At 47.1% G+C, this 25,801-nt stretch carries 20 protein-coding genes; 4 read left to right on the top strand and 16 right to left on the bottom strand.

The window, feature by feature from the left end:
- Position 1: 1 nt before the first annotated feature.
- From LZG94_RS08925 to LZG94_RS08895, 7 genes are all read right to left on the bottom strand, one after another.
- Entirely contained in the window at positions 2-649 is a 648-nt protein-coding gene (locus LZG94_RS08925; RefSeq protein WP_233791567.1) for a DUF2291 domain-containing protein, read from the bottom strand.
- A 2-nt stretch (positions 650-651) separates the two neighbouring features.
- Entirely contained in the window at positions 652-1,608 is a 957-nt protein-coding gene (locus tag LZG94_RS08920) for a D-ribose ABC transporter substrate-binding protein (RefSeq protein WP_233791566.1), read from the bottom strand.
- An 11-nt stretch (positions 1,609-1,619) separates the two neighbouring features.
- The gene (locus LZG94_RS08915) at positions 1,620-3,026 is read right to left on the bottom strand and encodes a DUF1593 domain-containing protein (protein ID WP_233791565.1); all 1,407 of its coding nucleotides are present in this window, start codon (positions 3,024-3,026) and stop codon (positions 1,620-1,622) included.
- A gap of 57 nt (positions 3,027-3,083) precedes the next feature.
- On the bottom strand, positions 3,084-4,049 hold the full coding sequence (locus LZG94_RS08910) for a transketolase family protein (protein WP_233791564.1): 966 nt from the start codon (positions 4,047-4,049) through the stop codon (positions 3,084-3,086).
- Positions 4,050-4,088: 39 nt separating this feature from the next.
- Positions 4,089-4,916, bottom strand: a complete 828-nt coding sequence (locus LZG94_RS08905) for a transketolase (protein ID WP_233791563.1) — start codon at positions 4,914-4,916, stop codon at positions 4,089-4,091.
- A 2-nt stretch (positions 4,917-4,918) separates the two neighbouring features.
- On the bottom strand, positions 4,919-6,391 hold the full coding sequence (locus LZG94_RS08900) for an L-fucose/L-arabinose isomerase family protein (RefSeq protein WP_233791562.1): 1,473 nt from the start codon (positions 6,389-6,391) through the stop codon (positions 4,919-4,921).
- Between the two features lie 114 nt (positions 6,392-6,505).
- A complete protein-coding gene (locus LZG94_RS08895) occupies positions 6,506-7,273 on the bottom strand; it encodes a DeoR/GlpR family DNA-binding transcription regulator (RefSeq protein WP_233791561.1) in 768 nt (255 codons plus the stop codon).
- A gap of 224 nt (positions 7,274-7,497) precedes the next feature.
- Here LZG94_RS08895 and LZG94_RS08890 point away from each other — a divergent pair, with 224 nt between their 5' ends.
- The 3 genes from LZG94_RS08890 to LZG94_RS08880 all read left to right on the top strand — a co-directional run bounded on the left by LZG94_RS08890 (position 7,498) and on the right by LZG94_RS08880 (position 8,884).
- Entirely contained in the window at positions 7,498-8,271 is a 774-nt protein-coding gene (locus LZG94_RS08890; protein WP_233791560.1) for a DUF1080 domain-containing protein, read from the top strand.
- A gap of 111 nt (positions 8,272-8,382) precedes the next feature.
- Entirely contained in the window at positions 8,383-8,676 is a 294-nt protein-coding gene (locus LZG94_RS08885) for a type II toxin-antitoxin system HigB family toxin (RefSeq protein WP_310589858.1), read from the top strand.
- Positions 8,677-8,686: 10 nt separating this feature from the next.
- Positions 8,687-8,884 (top strand): hypothetical protein, encoded by a 198-nt coding sequence (locus LZG94_RS08880; protein WP_233791558.1) that lies wholly within the window; start codon positions 8,687-8,689, stop codon positions 8,882-8,884.
- Positions 8,885-8,894: 10 nt separating this feature from the next.
- On the opposite strand, the gene LZG94_RS08875 is transcribed toward LZG94_RS08880, so the two are convergent.
- The 6 genes from LZG94_RS08875 to LZG94_RS08850 form a co-directional block, all read right to left on the bottom strand.
- Complete coding sequence (locus LZG94_RS08875; protein WP_233791557.1) at positions 8,895-10,925, bottom strand: glycoside hydrolase family 127 protein; 2,031 nt, start codon at positions 10,923-10,925, stop codon at positions 8,895-8,897.
- Positions 10,926-10,935: 10 nt separating this feature from the next.
- Entirely contained in the window at positions 10,936-12,786 is a 1,851-nt protein-coding gene (locus tag LZG94_RS08870) for an exo-alpha-sialidase (protein WP_233791556.1), read from the bottom strand.
- 10 nt (positions 12,787-12,796) lie between these two features.
- A complete protein-coding gene (locus LZG94_RS08865) occupies positions 12,797-14,209 on the bottom strand; it encodes a RagB/SusD family nutrient uptake outer membrane protein (protein ID WP_233791555.1) in 1,413 nt (470 codons plus the stop codon).
- 19 nt (positions 14,210-14,228) lie between these two features.
- Positions 14,229-17,375: a TonB-dependent receptor gene (locus LZG94_RS08860; protein WP_233791554.1), complete on the bottom strand. Its 3,147-nt coding sequence runs from the start codon at positions 17,373-17,375 to the stop codon at positions 14,229-14,231.
- 268 nt (positions 17,376-17,643) lie between these two features.
- Positions 17,644-19,233, bottom strand: a complete 1,590-nt coding sequence (locus LZG94_RS08855) for a DUF5060 domain-containing protein (protein ID WP_233791553.1) — start codon at positions 19,231-19,233, stop codon at positions 17,644-17,646.
- Positions 19,234-19,251: 18 nt separating this feature from the next.
- Positions 19,252-20,766, bottom strand: coding sequence for a glycerol kinase GlpK (locus tag LZG94_RS08850; protein ID WP_233791552.1), 1,515 nt, complete (start codon positions 20,764-20,766; stop codon positions 19,252-19,254).
- 140 nt (positions 20,767-20,906) lie between these two features.
- Here LZG94_RS08850 and LZG94_RS08845 point away from each other — a divergent pair, with 140 nt between their 5' ends.
- Positions 20,907-23,225 carry a DUF5703 domain-containing protein gene (locus LZG94_RS08845; protein ID WP_233791551.1) on the top strand — a complete coding sequence of 773 codons (2,319 nt, stop codon included), beginning with the start codon at positions 20,907-20,909 and terminating at the stop codon, positions 23,223-23,225.
- Here LZG94_RS08845 and LZG94_RS08840 read toward each other — a convergent pair.
- From LZG94_RS08840 to LZG94_RS08830, 3 genes are read right to left on the bottom strand one after another with little or no spacing between them, the layout of a single operon-like run.
- A complete protein-coding gene (locus tag LZG94_RS08840) occupies positions 23,214-23,810 on the bottom strand; it encodes a DUF3826 domain-containing protein (protein WP_233791550.1) in 597 nt (198 codons plus the stop codon). The two genes, LZG94_RS08845 and LZG94_RS08840, sit on opposite strands and share 12 nt — an antisense overlap.
- Positions 23,811-23,817: 7 nt before the next feature.
- A complete protein-coding gene (locus LZG94_RS08835) occupies positions 23,818-24,711 on the bottom strand; it encodes a sugar phosphate isomerase/epimerase (protein ID WP_233791549.1) in 894 nt (297 codons plus the stop codon).
- Between the two features lie 2 nt (positions 24,712-24,713).
- Positions 24,714-25,799 carry an exo-alpha-sialidase gene (locus LZG94_RS08830; RefSeq protein ID WP_233791548.1) on the bottom strand — a complete coding sequence of 362 codons (1,086 nt, stop codon included), beginning with the start codon at positions 25,797-25,799 and terminating at the stop codon, positions 24,714-24,716.
- Between the last annotated feature and the right edge of the window lie 2 nt (positions 25,800-25,801).

Here is a 25,801-nt window from a genome sequence, read left to right as displayed (position 1 = left end):
ATTATTCCGGTTTGGTTTCTGATGGATCGTCTATCGAAAGTCGGATCGGGATAATCTCAATTTTGGCAAGATCAGGGTATTTCTGGTTGAGTTCGAGTGCGCCGGAAAAGGTAATTTCATCGCCGTTTTTTACTTTGGCAAGAAACGATGGCAGCACCTTATCGCGGATAATCTGGTTCAGTTCGGCGGAAATGGCATTGAGATCCGAAGAATTGCCGAAATCATTGATATCGATCTGCCCGGAAGCGTCGCGGACTGCATTCCCAAAAATGTACTCCGTAGCTAAAACCATACGTTTGCTCCCAGCCTTTGTATTTACATCAAGAATCACCTGATTTTCCTCCACCGACCGAACGATACCCCGCCCATTTACCAGAAAATATTTGATATTTCCAATGCTCATCGACTTCCCATATTTGGAAAATGCCTGGTCCGAATCCGTTTTTAAAAAATCAAAAAGCAGCGCTGCATCAGGAGCAGCAGCGAGCGCCGGCGTCAGCTTTTGAGACCAGAAACTAGCAGCGAACTTTCTGCCATTAAATAAATCGGTGCCCGCCTTTATCTCATCCAGTTTTTTGAAATAAACCGAATTATAGGCTACGAATGCAATCACCAGTAAAAACAACAGGTATCTGAGCGTCTTTTTCATAGTCAATCCTCTTTCCCGTAAGCGGCGTAATTCTCGATATTGTCACGCTTCACCAGCTCCACTGCCACCGGCATTTTCTTCGGAAACTTTCGCTCGCCTTTGAAATACTGATCCGCAAAAGTGGCGGCAGTTTGTGCCATTACTACCGGAAACTGCATCCCCGTCGCCATAATTTTTCCATCCTGGATCGACTTCACCACATCCTCGGCGCCATCAAAACCAAATACCTTCACATGATCCGCCTTTCCCGCAGCCACCAAAGCCTGGTAAGCGCCCATCGCCATCGCATCATTCCCGCAAAAAACGGCATCAATATCGGGCTGCGCTTGCAATATCGATTCCAGGACTTCCATGGCCTTATTACGGTCAAAATCAGCGCTTTGCTGAGCAACCATTTTCAAATCAGGATACTGGTCGACCACGCTGTGAAAGCCTTTCGAACGGTTCCATGTATTGTTGTCTCCCACCATCCCAAGTATCTCGACGTATTTGCCCTTTTTATTCAAAGTCTCCACAAAATACTTCCCAATCGCCACACAACCGGAATAGCTGTCCGATAAGATCTGTGAAGTGGCAGCACCGTTTGCATTCACTTCCCTATCCATACAAAAAACCGGCACACCGGCCGCAGTCGCATTTTTTACATTCACGATCGAACCATCGGCATCGGTAGGATTGAACAGGATCGCGTCGTAGCCCGAAGCGATCGCATTCTCGAAATGGTCGGTTTCCTGTGATGTATTGTTTTGGGAATCAAACACTTTCGATTCATAACCCAGCTCTTTCGCCTTGGCCTGCGCCTGCTCGGCCAGGAACACAAACCAGGGATTGTTGAGCGTGGAAACGACAATCGCCATTTTCTTGGGCTCCTCTTCGCTTTGTCTTGTTTTACAACCAATTAATCCAAGTCCAAAAAGGGCGCAGATCAACAGGGATTTATATGGATTCAATAATTTCATAGGAATTGGTTTTACGGGTATACCGTAACGATCACCCGCTGGTACCGCGTGAGTGCAGGTTTTCCATTGTCTGTTACCGCCAGAATAACGTGGACCGTCTCGGGCTGCGTTACTTTCGGGGCTGGAAATGATGTAGTAGCCGCTTTGGCGTCAACGATCCCCAAAGGCTCTTTTACATTGTAGCTACCCGGCTCGGGGTAATAAATCCATTCATAGCTCAGCGCATTTCCGTCGGGATCCTGCGAACCTTCGGCGCTCAGCGTCACCTTCTCGCCACTTTTTGCCTTAATTGCATTTCCATTGTTTGAAACAGCTTTCGGCGGGTGATTGACTTCTTTAAAAGGCTTGACCGTCCAGTCCATACGAGCAGCAAAATCGTTCTGAAATGCCTCCCGCCAGCGCCATAGCGTGGCTTTGTTGCTGGTATGAAAATTCCCGTCCACCCCTTTTACTTCGTCCATGGCGTCGGTATAAATAGGTCGGGTTTCTGGCTCGTAGAAATATTTTAAGGTCCTTGGTTTATAGAGTTCGTACCTGCCGCCCCAGCCGCCATATTCGGGATGCTCGGGCACATTCAGGCCATTTTCTATCAAACCTAAAAAAGACGGCGTGTCGCCCTCCATTAAAAATTTGGTAAAAGGATATTCAGCGCCCAGCGGCCCGTGACTTCTTACGTGCTCATCGAGCCAGGGATTATCGACTATCTCAAAATTGGCGCCCACAAAGCGACCATGAAATTTATCGCCGCTAATACCTGACCAGGTAGCATAATGGTAAGCCCCGGCAGCGTGGTAGCCCGGACTGCCTACATAAAAAAGTTCAGGGAAATTCTTGCGGATCCACGGCCCGGTATCGTCCTGATCCGAGATCGTGTACATGCGGATTTTGGAAACAAATTGCTTTAAATCTTCCGGAGAACGCGTTTTACGAACCTTCCATAATGCCTGCGCCAGACAGTTAGCCCCTCCCCAAACGGGAATCCAGACCGGCCTGTCGTCCTTTTTATCAATCACTTTAATAATCCATTCCGACCCTTCCGAATCTTTACCCTCCCCGATCGCCTGCATACCAAACTCAGGAATACTCGGCTTGGTAATGCTCAACAGATATTCAGTGGTAGGATATCCTTTTTCGTGCAGTAAAAGATTATTTCTCACTTTCCCATAAGCTTGTATCAGCTGCCTGATCTTCTCCGGCGCGACGCGATTCGGCTGGTGAATCGAGGTAGTTGCTACCAAACCTTCAATATCCCATTGATTGGAATAGGTCAGAAAACGGATCAGCGACTGCGTATCATCGGGTTCATTTTCAATATCCGTCAATACGAGTATCCGCGTTTTTACGGCAGGAACCTGAGCAAAACCGGGAACTGACAGGGCCAGCAGCGAAAAAATGAAAAGCTTTTTGATCCGTTTCATAGGACAGGAAAACGGTGAAAGAATAGACTGGTAAATTTCAGACAGCGCCCGGTAGCATTAACCCTGACAAAGTTTCCGCGCCGTGGCCGCAATACCTTCTTCGGAAATACCGTAATGTGCAAATATTTCCTGCTGAGAACCGGTAACGGTATATTCATCAGGTATAGCGATAATTTTAAATGCATTCCTGTGGCCGGCTTGTAACAGATAGGATGCACAAGCTTCTCCGAGGCCGCCGTAAATGCTATGTTCTTCGACAGTCAAAATTGGCTTGCCGGACAATGCGATTTCATCTAAAAGATTGTAATCCAAAGGCTTGATTGTGTGCATACTCACTACGGTAGCTGTTAAGCGTGACTCTTTTTCCAGTTTTTCAGCAGCCTGCAACGCCGGTGCGACGGTTTCTCCGGTTGCAATAATAGTCAGGTCCGCACCTTCGCGAACAATGCGTCCTTTGCCAAATTCAAATGTCTTTTCATCCTCCGAAAGCAACTCCATCGCTTTTTTCCCAAATCTTAAATAAACCGGAAAATCCGCTTCGGCAGCGAGCCTGATCGCCTGTTCTGTTTCGAAATTATCGGCCGGCGCTACGATCACGAGGTTATTGATTGTTCTTAAAACCGCAAAATCGTGCAAACTATGATGCGTCGATCCCAATGCGCCGTAGCTCACGCCCGCACTGATACCGATCAGCTTGACCGGATTGTCGGAATAGGCTACGTCGTTTTTGATCTGTTCCAATGCACGCGCAGTTAGAAAACAGGCAGGGGAAACTGCGAAAACTTTCTTTCCGGTAGAAGCCAGCCCGGCCGATACGCCGACCAGATTTTGCTCGGCAATACCCACTTCAACGATCTGATCAGGGAATTTCTGACTGAACGGAACCAGCTTACCCGAGCCGCGCGAGTCGCTTGTGACCACAATAATATCCCGGTCGTGTTCGGCCAGCATTTGTAATGTTTTGGAAAAAACTTCCAGATTGGCCTGGTGCTTCAAAGCAATGTTTTCAATAGTCGCTTCCACTCCTTGTTCATTTAGTGTCCCGGTCAGACCGGAATATGATTAGGCAAGACTTTCCTCCGCTACGTCCAGTTCCTGCAATGCGTCTGAATATTGTTCCTGGCTGGGAACGCCGTGGTGCCACTTCAACTGACTTTCCATATAGCTAATTCCCTTACCTTTAATCGTATGCGCAATTACCAGGCTCGGTTTTCCTATTTCAAATGGTATTGCGTCAAATGCTGCTTTCAACTGTTCAAAATCATGACCGTCCACGTGCCGCACTGACCAGCCAAATGCTTCAAACTTCGCATCGACAGGATCCGTATTGCAGACATCGCTCGTGGCGCCGCTGATCTGTAAGTTGTTTTTATCAATGATTGCGCAAAGGTTATCGAGCTTGTAATGCGCGGCCGACAATGCGGCTTCCCAGTTGGAACCTTCCGGCAGCTCGCCGTCGCCCAGCAATGTGAAGACGCGGTAGTCTTTTTTATCAAGTTTGCCCGCGATCGCGGTACCCACACTCAGCGAAAGTCCGTGACCTAATGCGCCCGTATTTTGCTCCACACCACGCACTTTGCGCGTCGGGTGACCAATGTAGTGCGATTGATACGTGCACAATGTTTCAAGATCCGACTCCGGAAAAAAGCCTTTTGAAGCCAATACCACATAAAGCGCCTCCACGGTATGCCCCTTACTTTGAATGTAACGGTCTCGGTCGGGCGACGAAAAATCCGCCGCATTCACATTCAGAACGTGATTATAAAGCACATTCAGAATGTCGATACAAGAGAGACTTCCTCCGGTATGGCCCGCCTTCGCCAGGTAGATGTACTTGAGTATTTTGCGCCGGTACTCCACCGACTTCCGTGCAAGCTCCTTTTCTGACATTGTTATGAATATTGAGAAACCAATTCTCTGCTTGTGTGGCCGTTTTGCACTGAATCGCGAATAGGCTCGTCAAAAAGCTGCACTTCCCAGCCCATATAATTGCCCAGCGCCTCTTTCAAGATCCCGGCCGTTTTGGATGCATTCATTACCACGTGGTGTTCGAAACCGTTGTTACAGATGTAATGCATCAACTTTTGCAGGTTCGGAATTTCGGCCACTGCGCGGTTTCCAAAGGTTTTCAGTGAATCGTCAGTTAGTCTGCCTTCGCCTACATAAGCCTTCATAATTCCTTTCGGATCGTCGGTACTGATGCGGCCGAAAGTCAGCGGCATAGCTGGCGTGCGGCCGGATAATGCGCCGTAGGTATTTTCCTCGCCTACCGAAGTGCCCAGGATCGGCGCGGTGCTGATTTCAATATCCGGTAAAAACGATTTGGCCCAATTTCCGCAGTGAAAAAGCACGCATTTGTTATCGTCGTCGGCGTAATTGTTATTCCAATCCACGAGCGCACTCGGTGTCCCGGAGGCGAGTTGCAGCGCGTACATGCTCAGCGTACCCGTCACATCCACTTCGCAGCCGCTCGGCGACATACTTTCGCTCATAATGCTCATGGAAGTACACACGTTGCAGCCGTAATTCTGCTGAATCGAAGTCCAGCATTGGATCGCGGTCGCGTCGAGTGCATTTTCCGCCACGAATTCTGCCAGAACCACATCGAATTTTGCCATTTGAAACAAAGCCTCGTCCGGCGTGCGACCTACGGCGGCGTAATCTCTTATTTTTTGTAAATGCTGCTGCACGCTGGTATCGTGCTGGGTCAGTTTATTAGCTCTGCCAAGAATTTCGGAGAGATCCACTGTGACCACTGAGATACCGTTTCGCTGCAATATCTTTTCACTATACCGAACTGTATTAAAACCGCCCGGCCTCGCTCCTATTGCGCCAATTCTTACATTCCGCAAACCTTTGGTAACGCGACAAACCGCCACAAAATCCTGTAAATCCTTGATAAAAGTAGCGTCCTGCGGGTGCACGACGTGTTTGGTCGTAAGCGTGTATTTGATCCCGAACTGGTAGAGGTTATTGCAGGCCGAAATCTTCCCGCACCACGAATCTCTCCTGCGCGCTACGTCAAGTTTGTTCAAATCATCGGGGTATCCCTGCACTAAAACAGGCACATTCAATCCAGCCAGTTTGAGCGTTTCGGCAATACCGCGCTCGTCGCCAAAATTGGGCAATACGACCAGCACACCTATTATTTCATCCCGGTGCGCCCTGAACAATGCAGCACATTTTTGCGCATCCTGAAAAGTCTCAACGCCGCCTAACTTAGTCGTCTCTGTATCCAGCATCACCGCCGGAATCGCAAGCTTATTAAAAAGCTCAATAATCTCAACCCGAGCTTCCGCAACCAGCCGATCCGGAAAAAAATCCCGGTTCCCAATTATCACCCCAATACTCCCATTCATTTTCATAATCCAAAAAAAATAAAAATTCACTGCCTACAAAGGCGCTTTACTCTATCCTCCCCACGCGGGCCGCCCTCCTCCCTTTCCTCCCTTCCTCCCTTCCTCCATCCTCCCTAAAACTCACCCCGCTATTATCAACTCAATCTCATTATCATGAAACAACTGCTTATGCTTATCTTCCACGCCAGCGTCCGTAATGATATAATCTATCAATGAAAGCGCGCCCAGACTCGCAAATGCGCTTTTTCCAACTTTGGTAGAATCGGCCACAAGGTAAGTTGTGTCTGCTGCATCTATCATCGCCTTTTTTACTACTAAATCGCTGATACTCGGATAAGTAAGCCCCGATTTCAGGGATAATCCAGCGGTAGCGAGAAACAGTTTCTGCACATTCAGACCTTTGAAAAAGTCAGCCGCTTTCTGGCCTGTGAGCGACAAGGTTGGCGGCTTGAATTCGCCTCCCGTCATGATCACTTCAATCCACGTTTCGGCACCGAGCAGCAATGCGATATTCAGTGCATTGGTTATCACAGTTAAATGCCGGTTACTGCCTCGCAACTTTTTAGCTATTTCAGTTGTCGTCGAGCCAGAATCCAGAATAATCGTATCGCCGTTGTCAATGTATTCCAGGCATTTAGAAGCGATCAGCTCTTTCTTGTCCAGATTTTCCTGATTACCAAGAGAAAAATTGCGAACCTGATCTTCCACATTTTTTAAAAAAGCGCCGCCGTGTTCCTTGATCACCAGACCATCCTTTTCGAGCTTGTCAAGGTCCTGCCGGATCGTTACTTCCGTGACTTTGAAAAGCTTGGCCAGGTTGATCACTTTTGCGGAGCCGTCTTCCTTTAACAATTCGAGTATCTTATCCCTTCTTTGATTTGCAAGCATTGTTCCCATTGTTATTTTGGTTTCCTTTTTCAGCTAAAATAGAAGGAAAACAAACACTTACCCGATAAAAAAGGAAAATTTACTCTTAACAACTATTATTACCTTCAATTAAACCTACAAAAGCAAATTTACGAAAATAAAAGAAAATAAAAAGTAATAACTGAAAATTTAGCAACACAATTATGCTACTAATTCTTAAATTGTGAATAATCAATATGCCGCTTATGAAATACAAAATCCTTTCCAAATATTTGCTGTTTACGCTCGCCATCAATGCCGGAACTACCACTTTCGGTCAGACTGCTAAAAAAGATACCCTGCCGCCCCCTGCCGCGACCGAAGATTGGTCTGTAAAACCGCCGCTGGTCACACCCGGCCAGCATGATGCGCCGCCTTCCGACGCTATTGTACTCTTTGGAAATGAAAATGACGCTGGAAAATGGCAGCACGCCGATGGTTCAGCAGTAAAATGGAAGGTTGGAAACGGAGAAATGACGATTGTACCGAAGTCGACAGATATCCAGTCAAAGCAAAAATTCGGGAATATTCAATTACATCTGGAATGGAAAACGCCTGATCCTTCGGAAGATCAGGGAATGAACCGCGGCAATAGCGGCGTACTTTTAATGGGGCTGTACGAATTGCAGATCTACGAATCTTATCAATATCTTACCAAAATCTATTACAACGGCCAGGCTGGGAGCATTTACAAACAACACGCCCCGCTTGTAAACGCCGCCAACAAGCCGCAAACCTGGCAAACCTACGACGTAGTATTTGAAGCCCCCGTTTTTAATGCCGACAAAACGCTGAAAACCCCAGCTTACATGACCGTATTCCACAACAACGTACTCATTCTCAACCACGTCCAACTAAAAGGGCCTATGGTTTACCAGGGTTATCCCAATTATAAATACCATGAAAACAAGCTGCCACTGCGGTTGCAAGAGCATGGCAGCCGGGTTAGTTTTCGGAATATTTGGGTTCGGGAGTTGTGATTGCCGGTTGTAATGCACCGTTTAAAAAATAAATGTCTGCGTATGAAAACATAACTCGTTCTAAATCGGATGGATTTATCACATTGAAGCATTAACTTCAAATATAATATAGTGGTAATTGTCTCTCACCGAGCTATCAGCACGTTTTGCCTGAGTAATCCGGAACTAAAAATTGCGCTAAATAAATGGTATAGGGAAACACAACTTGCCAACTGGTCTAATTTCTCGGATGTGAGACAAACATTCAATTCTGTCAACTCTGTTGGTAATTCTCTGTTCATGTTTAACATAGGAGGAAATAAATGTCGGCTAATTGCCAGGATCCTTTTCAGGAAACGAACTGTATTTGTTCGCTTCATTGGAACGCATAAACAATACGATGAAGTCAATTTATCAACACTTTAAGACTTGCGCGATGAAAACTTTAAAATCAGAAAAACAATACGAGTCCGCATTGGAAGAGCTTAATGAGCTAATGAAAAAGGGCGAAGAAGGTATCTCAGACTCGGAAGCTGAACGCGTCGAGCTGCTTGCACTGGCTATTCAGGCATACGAAAAAATATACTACCCATTTCCAATGCCGAAAAGCAGTCTTAAAGCAGTTGCGTACTAAAAATTTAAATTCACCGCACCAGCGGAAGCCAAACCGACATTTCCCCATGCCCACGGTTACCCCAGGCGTAATAGGGTACCAGTTTTACAGGGATCGTTTTTGGTGCGGCGTTTCTTACTTCGCGGTATAATTTTTTACTCCAATCGGTATTATCAAGCAGCACCGCGTCGCCTTGCAATGCGGTGATCGGGCTGTTTTCGATCATTATTGGAGTGGGTTTGAAATTATTATTCACCGAGACTGCCACATCGAAAATCGTTTTTCCTTTTGGAAGATCCATTGATTCGACGCAATACACAATTGGCCCCCGTTTCACAGCAACCTGATTCCGCGTTTCCTCCACCAACGGATTCGATTCGATTAATTTAACCGGCATAGGAAGCAGCAACTCAACCTTATCACCTTTTTTCCAGGCTCTTTTTACTTCAGCATAAGTGCCTGCATTCAAAGAAACGGTGTGCTTTTTCCCGTTCACAGCCAACGTAGCGCCAGAGCACCAGCCTGGAATTCTGAAAAACATCGAGAATACCTTAAACGGAGCTTCCTCAACTTGAATTGATACTTTACCGTCCCAAGGATAATCCGTTGTTTGTGAAAGTTTTAATGCACCATTTTTAAAACGGGTATCCAGTTTATTTCCTCCATACAGATTAAAGAAAACACCCGCATCCGACACGCTGTAAACGTACTGATTTACCTCAGAAACCGTCCGTACGGTATTCGGCGGACAGCAATTTGACTTGGAAATGTAAGGCTGCCTCTCTTTCTCCCAGCGCTGCTTGAAAGGAAGTGCGTCCGAATAAGCTAGCGGATTAGTATAGAGAAACTTATCTCCTTGCAAATTGATACCCGACAAAACGCTGTTGTAAAGCGCCAGTTCTACGATATCCGCATACTTAGCGTCGCCGGTAATTTGCAGCATCCGCCAGTTCCACAGCACATTGCCGATATTGGCGCAGGTTTCGTTGTGAGCGGTGAAGTTCGGGAGCTGGTAATCGCGCCCGTAAGCCTGGTGGATTTTCTGTACTTCGTCAGGTTTATAGGAAGTCCCATCAGGAGAAACACCGTCGTAAAGTGCCCCGCAACCGCCTGTGACATACATTTTGTGATTTGTCACATCTTCCCACATCACATTCAGCTGATCCATCAATGCCTGGTCGCCGGTTTCTGCGTATACATCGGCAACACCTGCGTACAGGTAATTGGCACGTACCGCGTGGCCCATTACTTTGGTTTGCTTTAAAAACGGGATCCGGTCCTGGTTGTCGTCAGTACCCTCCGTCGCACCTTTGATCGCGATCAGGTGCTTGACCAGTTTCAGATATTTCTCTTCCCGCGTGGTGCGGTACATTTCCGACAAACCCATATAATGCGACGGACAAATCGCATTTCTGGATTGTTCCGGCGTTGCATTTGCGTAAAAACTGATCAGGAAGTCAGATGCTTTTCTGGCGACATTCATTAAGGTAGATTTCCCGGTCGCGCGGTAATGTACGCAGGCGGCGGTCATCAAATGGCCGAAATTGTAAGCTTCAAAATTCAGCCGGTCGTCGAACATTTTCGCCTCCCCGCTCTGCTTTTGCTGGATGATCGATTTGGTATATATGTAGCCGTCAGCACGTTGCGCCTTCGCCATTACCTCAATCGCGTGATCCATGATCTCGTCGAGTTTTGGATCTTTGGTCACGGCGTACATACCTGCAACCGCCTCAAACGTTTTGTAAAAATCCCCATCGTGAAATGACGGACCTTTAAAATTGCCTTCTTTTAAACCCGCCGCGATCTCGAAATTCCTAAAAGAGTGGCTGAGCTCGGGGTCGGTATAAACTTTCCAAAGATTTGGTACCATTGTTTCCCGGCAAACCTTAAAACGATCTGCCCAGAATCCGGTCGTCCAATGCACTGCATTCATGTCGGTTCCGTGCAGTTTCGCGTGGGTACTCTGGGAGGTATTTACCAATGAATTGTTCTGAGCATTAGCCGCATGAAAAAAGGCGAGACCAGCTGCGGGAATCAATAGTAATCTTCTAAAATTCTTCATTTTATATCTTTTAAAATTCCTTTGATGTCAAATCCTTAATCCTGAAAACGGCCTCAGGATCTCTTCTACCTGCATCCGGCAGGTCGTACATCTGGTCAGTCGGGGTATCTGCATTGGGGAATCTGCGTGTATCGCCGGTGCGAAAGGTAATCCGCTCTACTGCTTCCATCGGAGCGAAAAGAATCTGATTACCAAGATCTTTACCGTTAATACTAACAGTGTACAATCTTGTTTCAGTGTTCAATTTAATGGACAGCTTGTATGTTTTATCCTTTTCATATTCAACCAGATTCTTGTTCCGATACCCTGCCTTCACCCGAATATACCCCGTCGAATCAAACGAAACACGGAAGCCCGGATTGCCCAGCGCATTTTGTAGTTCAATATCCAGCAACCCGTTTCGATCCTGGCCGGGCGTGACCGAAAATTCAACTAATAATTTCTTTGTAGCAGGAATAACCCGCTCCGCTTTTGCATAATCAAACGGATCAAAATCCTTTAAAACAAGCTCCTTGTCGCCTTTCCTATCCTTTTCGATTTTCACCGGAGCCCATAGCGGACTGTAAATATTCCATTCACTCAATTCCGCACCCTCTTTTGTTTCGTTAAAGTTCGCTTTAACGTGATCAACTGCCTTTTCAGTAAGTGGCACCGAAACCGACGAAACCCAGATATCTTCCTTATTCATACTATAAGTAACCCACATTTTCCCGTCGCCCGGCGAACCGTCGGGAGGAGTTCCGTCGCCCTCCGAAATGCCCTGCACATATTGCGGACCGTAGGATTTGTAGTTACCTCCATAGCGCATGGACGTAATCTCGCCATTTACCAAAAGCAAATTTTTATATTCAACGCCGTCATCACTCACTGAAACCGCAAGCGGCCAGCGGAATTCGGCCGGGTTATAGACCGTCGCATATTTCCCGTCAGCCGTTTTTTGCCCCCAGATCTTCGCATTGCTATTTACAAATCCAGGCGCCCGTTTCGGTTTGTATAGCCAGGTTTTGCCATTGTCGTTGCTCATGCTCGTCAACGCATTCTTCCATAACCCTACCACCCTACCATCAGGCAAATGATAGGAACTGAATGCCTTATATTCCCCTTTAAGCGGAATCAACGGATCGTTGCGATCTGCCTCCTCTACCCACTGTTGCACTACTAACTGATTAGCAAGCAGCTCCTTACAAGCTGCCACAAATGCTTTATCCTTGCTTGTTTCGTAAAAGGGATAGTCGGATTTCTGTTTCCAGGAAGCATTATTACGGATAAAATAGATCGGCCCGAGCGAACCGTCTTCCTTGATTTCCCGCACAACCCGGCCGATTCCATTACCATCGTTCGGATCATCTTTTGCATCGAGTGCAATTCCGTAGTAGCCCAGTGTCAGCAACTTACCGTTTTTAGAAACATAAAATCCCATGCGCTGATGCATTACCGCATACAAGTTTTTGGCAACACCAGGATATTCCTCTTTCGTTGTTCCGTCCGGAATTTTGTAGGGTGGAAAAATGACTTCGGGCGAAGTCCAGCTCACACCGTCTTTCGAAGTTTGCAGCAAAGTCTGCCCCGGCGGAATATGTTCGCCGACCGGATTACTCAGATAATTCAGGTAAAAACTACCCTTCCAGTAAGCCAGCATCGGCGCGTGGTTGTAAGTCCAGCTCAATGCAGAATCGCTTCCAAAATCCGTCCGGTTTGCCCTGAAAGTTTGGTAAGAATGCGCCCCGATCACCGGCCGCAATTGACCGTGGTGATAGTCAATGTTGGAAAGCGTTTTGCCCGTATAACTAATCGTATCCTGCGCCAAAAGCCCAGGATACGAGGATGTTAACATTAAAAGACTTAATAATACCTTCTTCATTCCAAATTGTTTAGTACCCGGCATTCTGCGTGATTTTAGCATTCTGGTCGCGCACGATATTCGGGATCGGCAGGAGCAGTTTCGCTTCGGTCACCGGCTTTCCTTTTTGTATCAGAACAGGTATCGCCCTCGCCGTTCTTTTCAGGTCAAACCACCTATGAAATTCAAACGCCAGCTCTACGCGCCGCTCGTGCTCCACTGCCAGTGCGACCGTATTGTATTTGGCCGGATAGCCCGGCGCACCATACAGAGGAAGATTGGATCTCTTGCGCACTTCATTCAGGTAAGTCACGTCGCCGGTCGCTTCTGTCAGCAACAAAAGCAGGTCAGCGTACCGGAAAACGATAAAATTGTTATTTGCAGCAATACTCTGATTGATCAGCGGCGCTGTTTTATCAGCCCATTTCTTAGGGAAGAATGCCGGCGTAAAAACACCTTTCGCATCGGTGTATCCCGTATCAACTGACGCCAATCTACGCCCGTCACCCTGCTCATATTCCGCCAAAACATCATTCACTACCTGGTTCATCCCGGCTCCATAAAAGCCCAATGCATTGGAATTAGGAAAAAATTCGAGGTAATAGTTGCTGTAAGGGTTCGTCGGCGCGCCGCCCAGGTATTGAATTTCGAAAATCGACTCTTTCGTATTTTTATTTTTTACATCCCATAAAGCGGCATACGAAGGAAGGAGCTCAAATTTCTTGCTATCATAAATTTCTTTCAGCTCTTTGGTTGCATTCGCTTTGTCTCCTGCCAGTAGATACACTTTCCCCAGCAGCATTTGCGCAGCACCTTTGGTAGTACGGCCCGCAATAGCCGCAGTGGCAGGCAGTTTCAACTTCGCATCGGCCAGATCCTTGATGATCTGCGCATGGATCTCAGCAGTCGGCGACCGGAGGATATCGTAGCTTTCAGCGGCAGAAAGTGGCGTCAGTACCAGCGGCACATCACCCCAAATTTGTACCATATTGTAATAGTAAAGCGAGCGAAGAAAAAGCATTTCACCCTGCGTCTGCGCCTTGTAAGCAGGGTCAATATCAGCAGTTTCGATCTTGCTCAGAATGATATTGATATTGTAAAGCGACTTGTAGAAATCCTGCCAGAATTGGTAAACCATCGTATTTGCAGGTGCAAGTGAATAGTCGCGAAACTGCCATTTATCAGCCTGATTTCCCGAAATATTCAAGATCGTCACATTGTCCGCCATCAGTTCCCCGGTGTAAGAAACCGGCCCCTGCGGGTGATAAACGGTATAAAGCGTATTGTAAGCCGCATTCACAGCGAGGTCAAAATCCGAGCGGGTTCTGTAAAAATTCTCCGCGTTAGGATTGGAGATCGGCGCGAGTTCGAGAAACGATTCCTTGCAGCCCGACAATGTGGCTACGAAGGTGATCAGTGTCAAAATGAATATGTTCTTTTTCATAACAGATTTGGCGAATGGATTAAAAATCAGCTTTGATACCTACTGTGATTACTCTCGGCAATGGATAAGATCCATAATCAACCCCCGAAAATGCACCTGGTACTGGCGCATTTCCGCTCGTGTAAGAACCCGCAGTTTCCATGCTGCTGCTGTAAGATGTGGTGCCGTAAGTAGTGTTTTCAGGATCGTAACCGGTGTATTTGCTAAACAAATGCACGTTTTCAGCATTGATATAAACCCGCGCGTCACGAATCTTCAACTTGCTCGTCACCGACGACGGTAATGCGTAGGAAACGCGGATATTTTTGACCCGTATAAAACTCGCATCCTCTACCCAATAGGACGAAAACTGCTTCTGCAAGCCCAGGTAATTGACCGAAGGCTTGAAGTGCTTCCCATCGCCAGGCTGACTTTCCGACCGCCAGTAATTGTACATACTCTCGTAAAAATTGCGTCCATTATCCCAGGTACCAAGGTATCTGACATTGTTATTTGCAATCTCACCACCGAAAGAGCCCTGCAACAAAAACGAGAATTCAAATCCTTTGTACCCAACTGTATTTGTGATCCCAGCGATAAAATCGGGTTGATAATTCCCGAGAATAGTACGGTCCGCGTCTGAAATTTTTCCGTCACCATTCACATCACGCGCTTTCGGATCGCCCGGCGTTGTACTTACGTGATGTGGGTAAGCGTCTATTTCTGCCTGATTTTTGAAAACTCCATCGAAAATATAACCGAAGAAATTCGAAACCGGCTGCCCGACTTCCGTCCGCACCGTCACCACATTATCTACATATTGAATAGGCGCATTGCCCGGCCCGAGTTGCAAAACTTTGTTACGGTTGCGGGAAATGTTGAAATCCGTATTCCAATAGAAGTCGCCTGCAAAGTTTTTGGTAGAAATATTCAACTCTACACCGCGGTTACGCATTTTACCAATGTTCGTCAACTGCGATGAAAAGCCGGTAATATCAGGAATTGGCACAAAAAGCAACATATCCCGCGTAATCGAATTATAATACTCAGCAGAGAGGTTGATCCTATTATTAAACAGACCCAGATCCACGCCGATATTAAATTGATTGGTCTTCTCCCACTTCAATCCCGGATTAGCCAAACCACTCACTTTCAAACCATTGGCAAGCGTGGCACCATTCACATAAGGCGCGCCGGCCAGTAAACTGATCGGGCCATAATTGGGAATCTGGTTGTTTCCGGTCACACCGTAACTGGCACGTAATTTCAGGTTGTTGATCACCGGTACAGAACTCAGGAAGCTCTCATCCGAAATCAACCAACCGGCTGAAACAGAAGGGAAATAGCCCCACTTGTTGTCACTTCCAAACCGCGACATACCATCGCGGCGAATCGCGCCAGCCAGGAAATATTTGTTTTTGAAATTGTATTGAACCCGGGCCAGGTACGACAGCAGCGACCACTCACTCGCAGTTGTATTGCCCGCTGTCACCGTTCCTGCATTCAATGTATGTACGAGATCGTTCGGGAAATTATTCGAAGCCACGTACATCGTTTCATCCCGCTGCTTCTGAATTGTGTAGCCTAATAAACCCGTAAATGCGTGCTCACCAATCTTCTTATCATAGTTCAACGTATTCTCGATCAGCCAGTTGAGCATATATGCATCGCCGGCATTTCCCTGTGCCGCGAGTACAGCCGAGTAGCCATATTTCTGTTTATCATTCCAGTAAAAACTGTTTCTGGTGTTGTATAAATTGCCGCTTAAACTCGTTCGGAAACGCAGGTCTTTCACCACTTCATATTCCAAAAACCCGGTTGCGAGCGTATTGAATGACTTTCTCGCTTTATCAACCTCCCGCGTCAGCGAGTAAGGATGCCACAGGTTCATATCAGCATAAGAAGTAAATCGGAACCAGGTAGAATTCGGGTCGCGAAAGCCAAGATTGCCGTTTTCGTTGTAAACAGGAAAGTGCGGGTTGCTTTGCAGACCAAGGCTGATCACGTCGCTCTTTCCCTGCGTTCCTTCCGTCCGGTCAAATATGGAAGTAATGCCAAGATTCAATCCAACCGTCAGCCGACTATTGATCGCAGTTTTCACATTGGATCTGATCGACAGTCTCTTATAGTAATTTTCATCCAGAACCGCTGTCTGATCCAGGTAAGCCGCCGAGAACAGATACTGCGTTTTTTCCGTCCCGCCCGACACGCTGAACTGCGCATTGAACGAAGGAGCTGTGCGGAACATCACATCCTGCCAGTCGGTCCCTTTTCCGAATTGTTCCGGATTGTTTCTAAAATCATCGGGTATCCTCAATGTAGCCGGACGAACATCATTCAAATCACTCGCATTTCCACCCTGCGCGATCCAGGCATTGTTTTTTGCATCTTTATAGGTTTCGATAAATTGCTGCGCATCCATCATTTTCACCCGACGAACCACCTTTTGCGTTCCGTATTCAATATTTGCGCTCACATTCACTTTACCAGCCTTACCCATTTTAGTCGTAACCAAAATCACGCCGCTCGACCCTCTTGAACCGTAAATAGCCGCAGAAGAAGCGTCTTTCAATACCTCAATAGACTCAATATCCTGCGGATTGATCAGGTTTAAATTAAAATTTTCCAATGGAACCCCGTCGACGACGATCAGCGGATTGGTACCCGCAGTAATAGAGCTCACGCCCCTTATCTTGATCACCGGCGAAGCGCCCGGCGCACCTTGCGACTGCGAAATATTGACACCCGGCATCGTACCCGCCAGCGACTGGGTCACGTTGCTGAAGGATCTGTCTTTAAACTTATCATAGTTCACCGAAATCACCGAACCCGTCACCGCACGCTTGCTCTGCGTTCCATAGCCTACCACAACCACCTCTTCCAGCGCCTTGTTTTCAGAGGACAGTTTCACAGCCACTTCATTCCGTGAGCCTACGGATTCTTCAACCGTTTTATAACCTACAAAGCTGAAAACCAATACCGTATTTCCGTCTGGAACATCAATGCTGTAAGCTCCTTCGGCGTCGGTAGTCGTACCTCTTTGGGTTCCTTTAATGATCACACTGACACCCGGAAGCGGGTCTGTATCACTGATCCCCGTGACCCTGCCTTTGACTGTAATCGTCTGCGCATCAGCAGCCGTAACAGCCAGCAGGAATGCCAGAATAATTGGTAAGATGTTTTTCATAGATAAGAAGCAGCGTTGAACTTGGTGACAGGATTTTCCTTATTTTTCTTTTATATTCTATTTTTTACGAAAATTAGAAATAAAAAGAAACAGAAAAAATAATTCGAAGAGATTTTATGTCTTTTCCTATAAAAATTTGTGAAATAGACGCTTGCAGGGAAGGAAATTCTTTAAAAAGTAAAAAAACCGGTCACAAATCGGCGTTTTACGAAAACCAATTCGTAAGTCGCGATTCTGAAATAGATAAGAAAGAAGCCGCTAGTTTAAATCACTCCACAGCCCGAATCCGCAACGCTAAGTAGGGCTTCATCGGTAACCTGATCGTTTTGCGGTCTTTGTCAAATATCCGATATTCCACGGGGGCGCCGGCTTCGAATACTTCCGGAAGTTTTGTGATTGTCATATTCCAGGTATCGATCACTTCCACCCGGAATTTCGTTTTGGCAGCCGGACCGGCTTTTTTGGGAAGATTGAAGGCCCATTCCTGCTGCATTTTCTTGCCAAAATAGATTAAATAATAGCTGCTGTCTGCGGTTGTAGCGGTATGATGGTCTTTCCAGGGATCGGCCATTTCGAGCGGGCCAGGGGCTTCTTCGAGGATCTTTTTCAGAAACCCGATCCGCGCCGGGCTGCTTCCGATCAGTCGGCCGCCTTTCGCCCAGTTGATGGTATCTCCCGCATTCTTGTAAGTCTCACCGTGCGTCACATACGTTCCCGCAATTGTACCCTGCCAAAAAGCTTCCGTCATTTCTTCGCCACTCAAATGTCCCCAGCGCTGCGGCAAATCGCCTTCATAGCAAACTTCGTCGTAGACCATAGGCTTGAAAAACACGTCCCGCAGCAGCACAGCGCGCCCGAAATCTTCCACCGTCGATCCATTTTGAATGCTCACATGCGTGAACTCCGGCTTCCAGTTATCGTAATAAACACTCCCATTGTGAATCGAGCACAAATGCTGATAAGGATCCGAATCGACCACAGCTTTTGTGTAAATATCCCAATCCTCGCGCGGCTTTGTTTTAATATAATCAAACTCATTTGCCAGCGACCACCATACGTTTCTAAAAGATGAAAGCCTGGCTGTGAGGTACTTAATGTACTTGACATCGTTATCCCGGCCCATGCTATCAAAACCCCAGCGACCTTTATCATAAGGGTGAAAAATGATCACATCCGCCTCAATCCCAAGCGCTTTCAGGTCATCGATACGCTTTTCCAGGTGCTCAAAGAAAGCGGGTTCAAATCGGGTGAAGTCCCATTCTAATTTCACTCGTCCGGTACTCGTTTTACTTTCGCCTTTTTTCACAAATGGATAAAAAAGCGGCTCGTTTTCAACATTGGCGTAGTATTTCGGAAAAACGCACATGCGCACTTTATTAAAAGGCGCGGTCGACAGAGTCTTCAAAGTAATTTCTTCCAATGCAGTCGGCTGGTGCGTCCAGGCGTACAAAGTCGTCCCGAAAGGATAGTACCGTTTTCCGTCTGCATATTTAAAGTGGTAGGTGTCAGCCACTTTCACCGGCCCGTGATTTTCACCGGTGGCGTCGACGCAGGTAAAACTGCCAGACTTCCCGCTCAGTACCTTATTGTTACTGAATGTTTTATATCTCCAATCCCCGACAGACTGCGGCATAAAACGCACTTTATAAACACCTTTTCCATCATAAAATCCCGCAGCTTTTATCTTCTCTTTTCCATTACTGAACTCCGCGCCCAGTGTAATTTCTTCAAACGGATTTCCATTTTCAGGACCTTTCAGACTGATCTCAAACCGGTCCCAGCGTTCAATTTTCGTTTGAGAGAATACTTGATGAAAAGTAGCGGTAAAAAGTAAAGTAAACAGCAGAATGGATTTCATGAAAGGTATTTAAGTGGTTCAGTTTTGTTCAGATGGAATCAGTACCGGGCGCGAACCAACAGCTTCCTGCCAGCCCTGGTAGCTCTTTTTTACAAGACCATTTTGCGGGGAAGGTACCGTTGTTTCGTTGCTTTTTTTAAGTTGTTTCAAATGGTCTACACTGGCGTAAACTCCTGATTGTAAACCAGAAAGAAAAGCTGCACCTAGTGCGGACACTTCCTGCAAGCCGGGATTCACAACCGGCTTTTCGAGCAGATCGGCCAGAAATTGCACTACAAAACCATTGGAAGTAAGCCCGCCGTCGACCATCAGTTGCTCCAAAACGATATCCGAATCAGCTTCCATCGCCGTGATCACATCCTTAATCTGATAAGCCACCGATTCCAGCGCGGCGCGGACAATGTGGTTTTTGGTATGGTCAAAAGTCAGTCCAGTAATCGAGGCTTTGCGGTTCATATCCCAATGCGGCGCGCCGAGTCCGCTGAATGCCGGAACGAGGTAAACGCCGCCATTATCGCTCACACTTTTCGCCATTTCCTCCGTCTCCCGGCTGTTTTCAAACAATCCAAGGTTATTTTTCAACCACTCTATCGTCGCTCCGCAGGTTACGATTACGCCTTCCAACGCATATTCCACGTGCGATCCCGTACTGTATCCCATCGTCGTCACCATGCCCTGCGTGGATATTTTGGGCGCATTTCCAATGTTCATCAATATCGACGATCCCGTGCCCAGCGTTGCCTTGGCAATACCCGGCTCAAAACAACCTTCTCCAAAAGCAGCCGCGTGCGAGTCGCCGATCATCGCTGTAATAGGTAGGGGTTTTTCAAACAATCCACCGAAGTAAGATTCGCCGAATTGGCTCGCAGAAGGCTGAATAGCAGGTAAATGCAAGCCAGAAAGTCCAAGTTCACTCAAAATTTCTCCGTCCCAATTCAGCGTTTCCAGATTAAAAAAAAGCGTACGGGAAGCGTTGGTATGGTCCGTCAGATAGCGTTTTCCGCCCGTCAGCTTATAAAGCAGCCACGTGTCGATGGTTCCGAAATAGGCTTGTCCGGCCTGAATCGCGTCCCTGACCCTGTTATTATTTTCAAGAAGCCAGCAAACTTTGGTTCCTGAAAAATAGGGATCGATCAGCAAACCCGTTTTAGATCTGATCAGATCGGAATACCCTTCCGAAATCAGCTTTTCACAGATCCCTGTCGACCGCTTGCATTGCCACACGACCGCATTATAGATTGGTTTGCCCGATTCGCCCCAGATCACGAAAGTCTCCCGCTGGTTGGAAATGCCACAAGAGACAATATCCCCGGGCGACCCACCTTTTTCAGCGAAATCTTCCAAACACTTTTTTACGGAAACAAGCACATTTGCATAAATCTCTTGCGGTTCCTGTTCCACAAATCCACCTTTCAGATAAAAGGTTTTAAGCGGCTCAACCGCTCTTGCGACCGGTTCTCCCAAGCTATTGAATATGACCGATTTGGTGCTACTTGTGCCCTGATCGATCGCTAAAACAAATGGACCTTGCATAGCTTATATGAAGAATAACGAGTAAATAATGAGTCGGACCTTATTAAAACAAAGAAAAGAAAAATAAACGAAAACAAAGAAAGATATCATTTATTTCCTCTAATTTAAACTTCACAAAGTATCATTTTCCAGTTGCTGTTATGCTTACCTACATGGGCCAATTTCGTTTGGGGGAGACGATAATTAAATCCCTTCTACTGTTTATAATTTGCTCAAACGCGCGCGCACAATCGAGTGAAATCGACAGGTATAACGTAATCTGGACAACCCAAAGCAAGAACTCTGGCGAATCTATGCCTTGCGGTGGCGGAGATATTGGTTTAAATGTGTGGGTTGAAAATGGCGACGTACTATTCTATATGGCACGAAGCGGAACATTTGACGAGAACAATCAGATGCTCAAACCTGGCCGAATGCGATTCCGCCTCTCCCCTAACCCGTTCACAGCAAACGATTCCAAACAGGAACTGCGCCTTTCCGAAGGTAGCGTGCGCATCTCGGCAGGCGGGACGGTATTGGATATTTGGGTTGATGTATTCCGTCCGGTGATCCACGTAGCAATCAAAAGCGCCCAACCGACGCAACTGAATGCATTTTACGAATCCTGGCGTATTGACGATCATGTTGTAACGGGCCCCGAGCTCCGCGCCAATTCGTACAAGGCACCGCAGACTTTTGAGGTAAAGACCTTGAAAGATGAAGTTGCATTTCAGGGAAATGAGATTCTTTTCTACCATAAAAATCGGGCAGACCAGGAGAATATATTTGACTTTACAGTCAGGAAAGAACAAATGGAAGCAGTTAAGAATCAGCTATTTAACCCTGTAAAAAACAACACTTTCGGAGGGATTGTGAGAGGTAAAAACCTGCGTGCAGCCGGGAACGCCGAAGGTGTTTATGCGAGTTCAAAATTCCGCGCCTGGAAGTTGGAAAGCATGAAAAACGCCCGGTCGCATGAACTCGAAATCGGCTTGCATGTGGCGCAGACTGAGACTTTGGTAGAATGGAAAGCGGGCTTGGCAGCGGTTTTCAGAGATGCAGATTCGAACAAAAAAACAGCACTTATAAAAACTCAGGCCTGGTGGAGACAGTTCTGGGACAGGAGTTACATTACGATCGAGGGTAAGGACAGTACCATTTCCCGGAACTACCAGCTTTTCAGATATCAGCTGGCCTGCAATGCATTCGGAAAGTGGCCTACCAAATTTAATGGAGGCTTATTCGCATTTGACCCAGAGTTTGTAGATAAGAAATACAGCTATTCGCCGGACTTTCTGCTTTGGGGTGGCGGCACTTTTACCGCCCAGAATCAGCGGCTCGTTTATTTCCCGATGTTCAAAAACGGCGATTTCGACCTTTTAAAGCCGCAATTTGATTTTTACTTAAATAATCTACGGAATGCAGAACTCCGCAGCGAGCATTACTGGAAGCACAAAGGCGCAAGTTTTACCGAACAGATTGAAAATTTTGGCTTACCTAATGTGACCGAATACGGAATGAAGCGACCCGCCGGTTATGACCCGGGTATGGAACACAATGCCTGGCTGGAATACCAGTGGGAAACGGTGTTTGAATTTTGCCTGATGATGCTGGAAACCGAGCGATATGAAGGGCGGGATATCAGTGCTTACATTCCATTTATAGAAAGCTGCCTGACATTTTACGATGAACATTACCAAATGCTGGCCAGACAGCGCGGGGCAAAAACGCTGGACGAAAACGGGCATTATATCCTCTACCCGACCACAGCCGCAGAAACTTTCAAGATGACCTACAATTCCACGACCGTCATTTCCGCTCTGAAAGTGATCCTGGAAAGGCTGCTCGCACTACCCGAAAAATACCTGGAAAAACCGCAACGCGAGCAGTGGTCGACCATGTTGAAGAAAGTCCCGCCGATTCCATTCGCCGAATTTGAAGGACATAAAACGCTGGCGCCGGCCTTAGCGTGGGCGCGGGTGCAAAATTCCGAGACTCCTCAATTGTATCCTGTTTTTCCGTGGGGCATTTACGGCGTCGGGAAGCCGGGGTTGGAAATCGCGATCAATACCTACAAATATGACCCGCATGCGGTGAAGTTCAGGAGTCACGTCGGCTGGCGGCAATACAGCATTTTTGCGGCCCGACTAGGTTTGACCGAAGAAGCCGCTGCGCTCACGCGCGAAAAATTCAAAGATTCCAATCACCGCTTCCCGACATTCTGGGGCCCGGGTTTCGACTGGACACCCGACCACAACTGGGGCGGCTCGGCGATGATCGGCTTACAGGAAATGCTCTTGCAAACGGACGACCGCAAACTATTTCTCCTGCCTGCCTGGCCGAAGGAATGGAATGGAAAGTTCAAGCTGCACGCACCTTACCAGACCATTTTGGAAGGAGATATTAGGGAAGGAAAGGTTGAAAATCTGAAAGTTACGCCAGCATCACGCGCCGCGGATGTGACAATTTTACCGCTTTAAACGCGCGTTCCAAGCCGCTCTTTCCTTTTGCAGATCGTACCCGCGCTTGGCGAGATAGTTGTTGATCCGACCTTTGTATTTGCCAAAAATCTGATGCTTTTCCTCCGACGAGCCGGCGTCCATCGCCAGTTCGCGGGCCTCAACCAGCCAGGTATTGATCTGCGTTTTTTCATCTGGCTGAAGCGATGGGATCATATCTTGATAAGCTTTATTTGTGACAGCTAACACATTGAAGGTCATACCATTTTTTACCGCAGCGACCTGCTCGCTGGTCAGCTCGACAGACAGTTTTTTCAGATATTCGCTATGAAGCAATGTAAGCCGATTTGCCGCAGTTTCCTCAGTTCCCACTTTGGCTTTTTTGCCCTCGTGAATCTCGTTGAGTCCACGATATTGGTTCACGATCAACGACTTAACGCGTTTATATTTTGCTGAGTCTGCAATTTCCAATGTATTCACAATCTTCGAGGAGCGCTGATCGAGCGTTTTAGCATAATTCAATTCCTCCTGCGCAGAATTCTGTGAATATGCCTTCAAACTCACAAAAAGCATTACCAAATAAAAAATGGGAGTTCTTGTATTCATCTTGATCTTATTTTGTTTGGAAAACAGATTTCATGTAGGCAGTGTTAGCGGCATAGTTACCTTTCACATTTTGGGGCTGGGCAGCGTCGCGCGAACGTTCAATAACCAGCCAGCCTTTCCAGCCCATTTGATCCAGCGTTTTTTTGACTTTATGCATATCGAGCCGGGTGTTATTTTCCAACCAAACGCCGTCTTTATCTGTACAATGAATCTGGCAAATGCGATTTTTACCCAAAATCCGCAACTCTTCGCTCACATCCCTTCCCGCTTCTAATGCATTTGAGAAGTTGAAATAGATCTGAATGGCTTTCGAACCCACATCCTTTAAGAGTTTCACTTCCTCCGCAGCGCTCAGCGCCGTTTCTATTCCGATAATAACGCCCGTTTTTTCGGCCAGTGGCGCCACCAATTTCAGCCTTTCAACGATCAGGGGCCGCAATTCAGGATTTTTGGTTAAATCACCCTGAATACCCAGCGGCAGAAAAGCGACTTTGATATTCATTTGCTGCATTATTTGAATACAGTCGCCAACCATCTTTTCGACACCTTCGCGTTTCGCAAAGGACTGCGCATAAAAGCCCGTCATCGCCAGCGAGCAAAAAGTCAGGTTTAGTTCTTTCGCTTTATCGAGATATTGCTGCCTGACCTGCGGGTCTGCAAGTTTGTTATCGAACGTTTCCCGATTTCCCAGGCCGCCCATATCAATCTCCAAACCATCGGCGCCGATCTCCCGGGCAAGCGGCAATGCACTGATTTTCTGCCTTTTGAGGATCATTAGGTCAATTACTGCGATTTGATATCGATGAGTTTTTAGAGGCAGGGCAAATGCGTTGCCCAGCTTTACATAAGCCGCCGAGACAGTCCCGGCGGCCATGATGCTGATGAAATGTCTTCTTTTCATGATCAAATTCCAGCCGGCCAATTACCGTTTTCGATTGACTTACCCTTCAATTTCGAAGGATCAATTTTTACATATTTAATCTTTTCCCGCCGCCACGTGTACACAATATGCACCATGCCGTCCGCAGACTGGATCACAGAAGGATACGAGTATTGACTGATCGGCGAATCTTCCAAAACGAGCACCGCATCCCAGTTTTTACCGTCTTTCGAAACCGAAACATTTAAAGGTGTCCGAGGCCCCTTCACCTCAGTGCCCGGAGGCAGCACGTGGTTATAAACCAGCAGTTGCCGACCATCCTGTAAAGTCACTGCATCTGTCCCGGAATTATTATTCGGTAAGTTGGAAGCCTTCATTTCAGACCAGGTTTTGCCATTGTCCTTTGACCAGGATTCCATGATCGCGCGGTTTTTACTGCGGGCCAGAATCTGCAAATCGCCATTTGGGTGCGTCAGAATGCTGGGCTGTATTGCATTGATCGTTTTGCCGTCGTTGATCGGACCCACTTTCCGCCAGGTTTTTCCGAGATCGGGCGTTACCTCGAAATGCACACGCCAACCATTTTTGCCTTCGGTACTTGTCGGGCACCATAGTTCCCCGTTTTTTAGCATTACCGGCTTGTTCTTAACCGGCCCGAGATAATCCTCTTTCAGCGCCTGCGGCTTCGACCAGCTTTTTCCATTGTCTTTCGAAGTGATCAGATACCCTTTCCACGCAGCCACATTCGGCCCGACTTTGTAAAAAAGCATCAGCTCGCCATTTGGTACCTGGTATAAAACCGGGTTCCAGCAAGCATACCGCAGTTTTTCATCCTGAATTCCATTCGCTACGGAAACCGGCGCACTCCATTTGTCCTTTTCAAGGCGCGTCACCCAGATTTCCACATCCGGATTTCGTTCTTTTGTGCCGCCAAAGAATGCTGCAACCAATCCGTCGGGTGTTTCTGCAATCGTGGAAGCGTGGCATTCGGGAAAAGGCGCTTTTTCGTAGATGAACTCATCGACGACAATCCCGTCTTTCCAGCTTTGCGCATTGGCTGCCGAAAGCACAGTAAGTGTCAGAAATGCAGTTCCGAGCCAGTTTTTCATAT

It is taken from the genome of Dyadobacter sp. CY343, assembly GCF_021390335.1.
Lineage (GTDB): Bacteria > Bacteroidota > Bacteroidia > Cytophagales > Spirosomataceae > Dyadobacter.
This window is presented reverse-complemented; position numbering and strand designations above follow the sequence as displayed.

Excerpts from the sequence above, each read along its gene's own strand:
- LZG94_RS08850 (WP_233791552.1), bottom strand. The coding sequence starts at position 20,766 with ATGCAAGGTCCATTTGTTTTAGCGATCGATCAGGGCACAAGTAGCACC.
- LZG94_RS08920 (WP_233791566.1), bottom strand. The coding sequence starts at position 1,608 with ATGAAATTATTGAATCCATATAAATCCCTGTTGATCTGCGCCCTTTTT.
- LZG94_RS08925 (WP_233791567.1), bottom strand. The coding sequence starts at position 649 with ATGAAAAAGACGCTCAGATACCTGTTGTTTTTACTGGTGATTGCATTC.
- LZG94_RS08835 (WP_233791549.1), bottom strand. The coding sequence starts at position 24,711 with ATGAAAAGAAGACATTTCATCAGCATCATGGCCGCCGGGACTGTCTCG.
- LZG94_RS08830 (WP_233791548.1), bottom strand. The coding sequence starts at position 25,799 with ATGAAAAACTGGCTCGGAACTGCATTTCTGACACTTACTGTGCTTTCG.
- LZG94_RS08845 (WP_233791551.1), top strand. The coding sequence starts at position 20,907 with ATGCTTACCTACATGGGCCAATTTCGTTTGGGGGAGACGATAATTAAA.
- LZG94_RS08890 (WP_233791560.1), top strand. The coding sequence starts at position 7,498 with ATGAAATACAAAATCCTTTCCAAATATTTGCTGTTTACGCTCGCCATC.
- LZG94_RS08895 (WP_233791561.1), bottom strand. The coding sequence starts at position 7,273 with ATGCTTGCAAATCAAAGAAGGGATAAGATACTCGAATTGTTAAAGGAA.
- LZG94_RS08915 (WP_233791565.1), bottom strand. The coding sequence starts at position 3,026 with ATGAAACGGATCAAAAAGCTTTTCATTTTTTCGCTGCTGGCCCTGTCA.
- LZG94_RS08905 (WP_233791563.1), bottom strand. The coding sequence starts at position 4,916 with ATGTCAGAAAAGGAGCTTGCACGGAAGTCGGTGGAGTACCGGCGCAAA.
- LZG94_RS08900 (WP_233791562.1), bottom strand. The coding sequence starts at position 6,391 with ATGAAAATGAATGGGAGTATTGGGGTGATAATTGGGAACCGGGATTTT.
- LZG94_RS08860 (WP_233791554.1), bottom strand. The coding sequence starts at position 17,375 with ATGAAAAACATCTTACCAATTATTCTGGCATTCCTGCTGGCTGTTACG.
- LZG94_RS08840 (WP_233791550.1), bottom strand. The coding sequence starts at position 23,810 with ATGAATACAAGAACTCCCATTTTTTATTTGGTAATGCTTTTTGTGAGT.
- LZG94_RS08870 (WP_233791556.1), bottom strand. The coding sequence starts at position 12,786 with ATGAAGAAGGTATTATTAAGTCTTTTAATGTTAACATCCTCGTATCCT.
- LZG94_RS08865 (WP_233791555.1), bottom strand. The coding sequence starts at position 14,209 with ATGAAAAAGAACATATTCATTTTGACACTGATCACCTTCGTAGCCACA.
- LZG94_RS08875 (WP_233791557.1), bottom strand. The coding sequence starts at position 10,925 with ATGAAGAATTTTAGAAGATTACTATTGATTCCCGCAGCTGGTCTCGCC.
- LZG94_RS08880 (WP_233791558.1), top strand. The coding sequence starts at position 8,687 with ATGAAAACTTTAAAATCAGAAAAACAATACGAGTCCGCATTGGAAGAG.
- LZG94_RS08855 (WP_233791553.1), bottom strand. The coding sequence starts at position 19,233 with ATGAAATCCATTCTGCTGTTTACTTTACTTTTTACCGCTACTTTTCAT.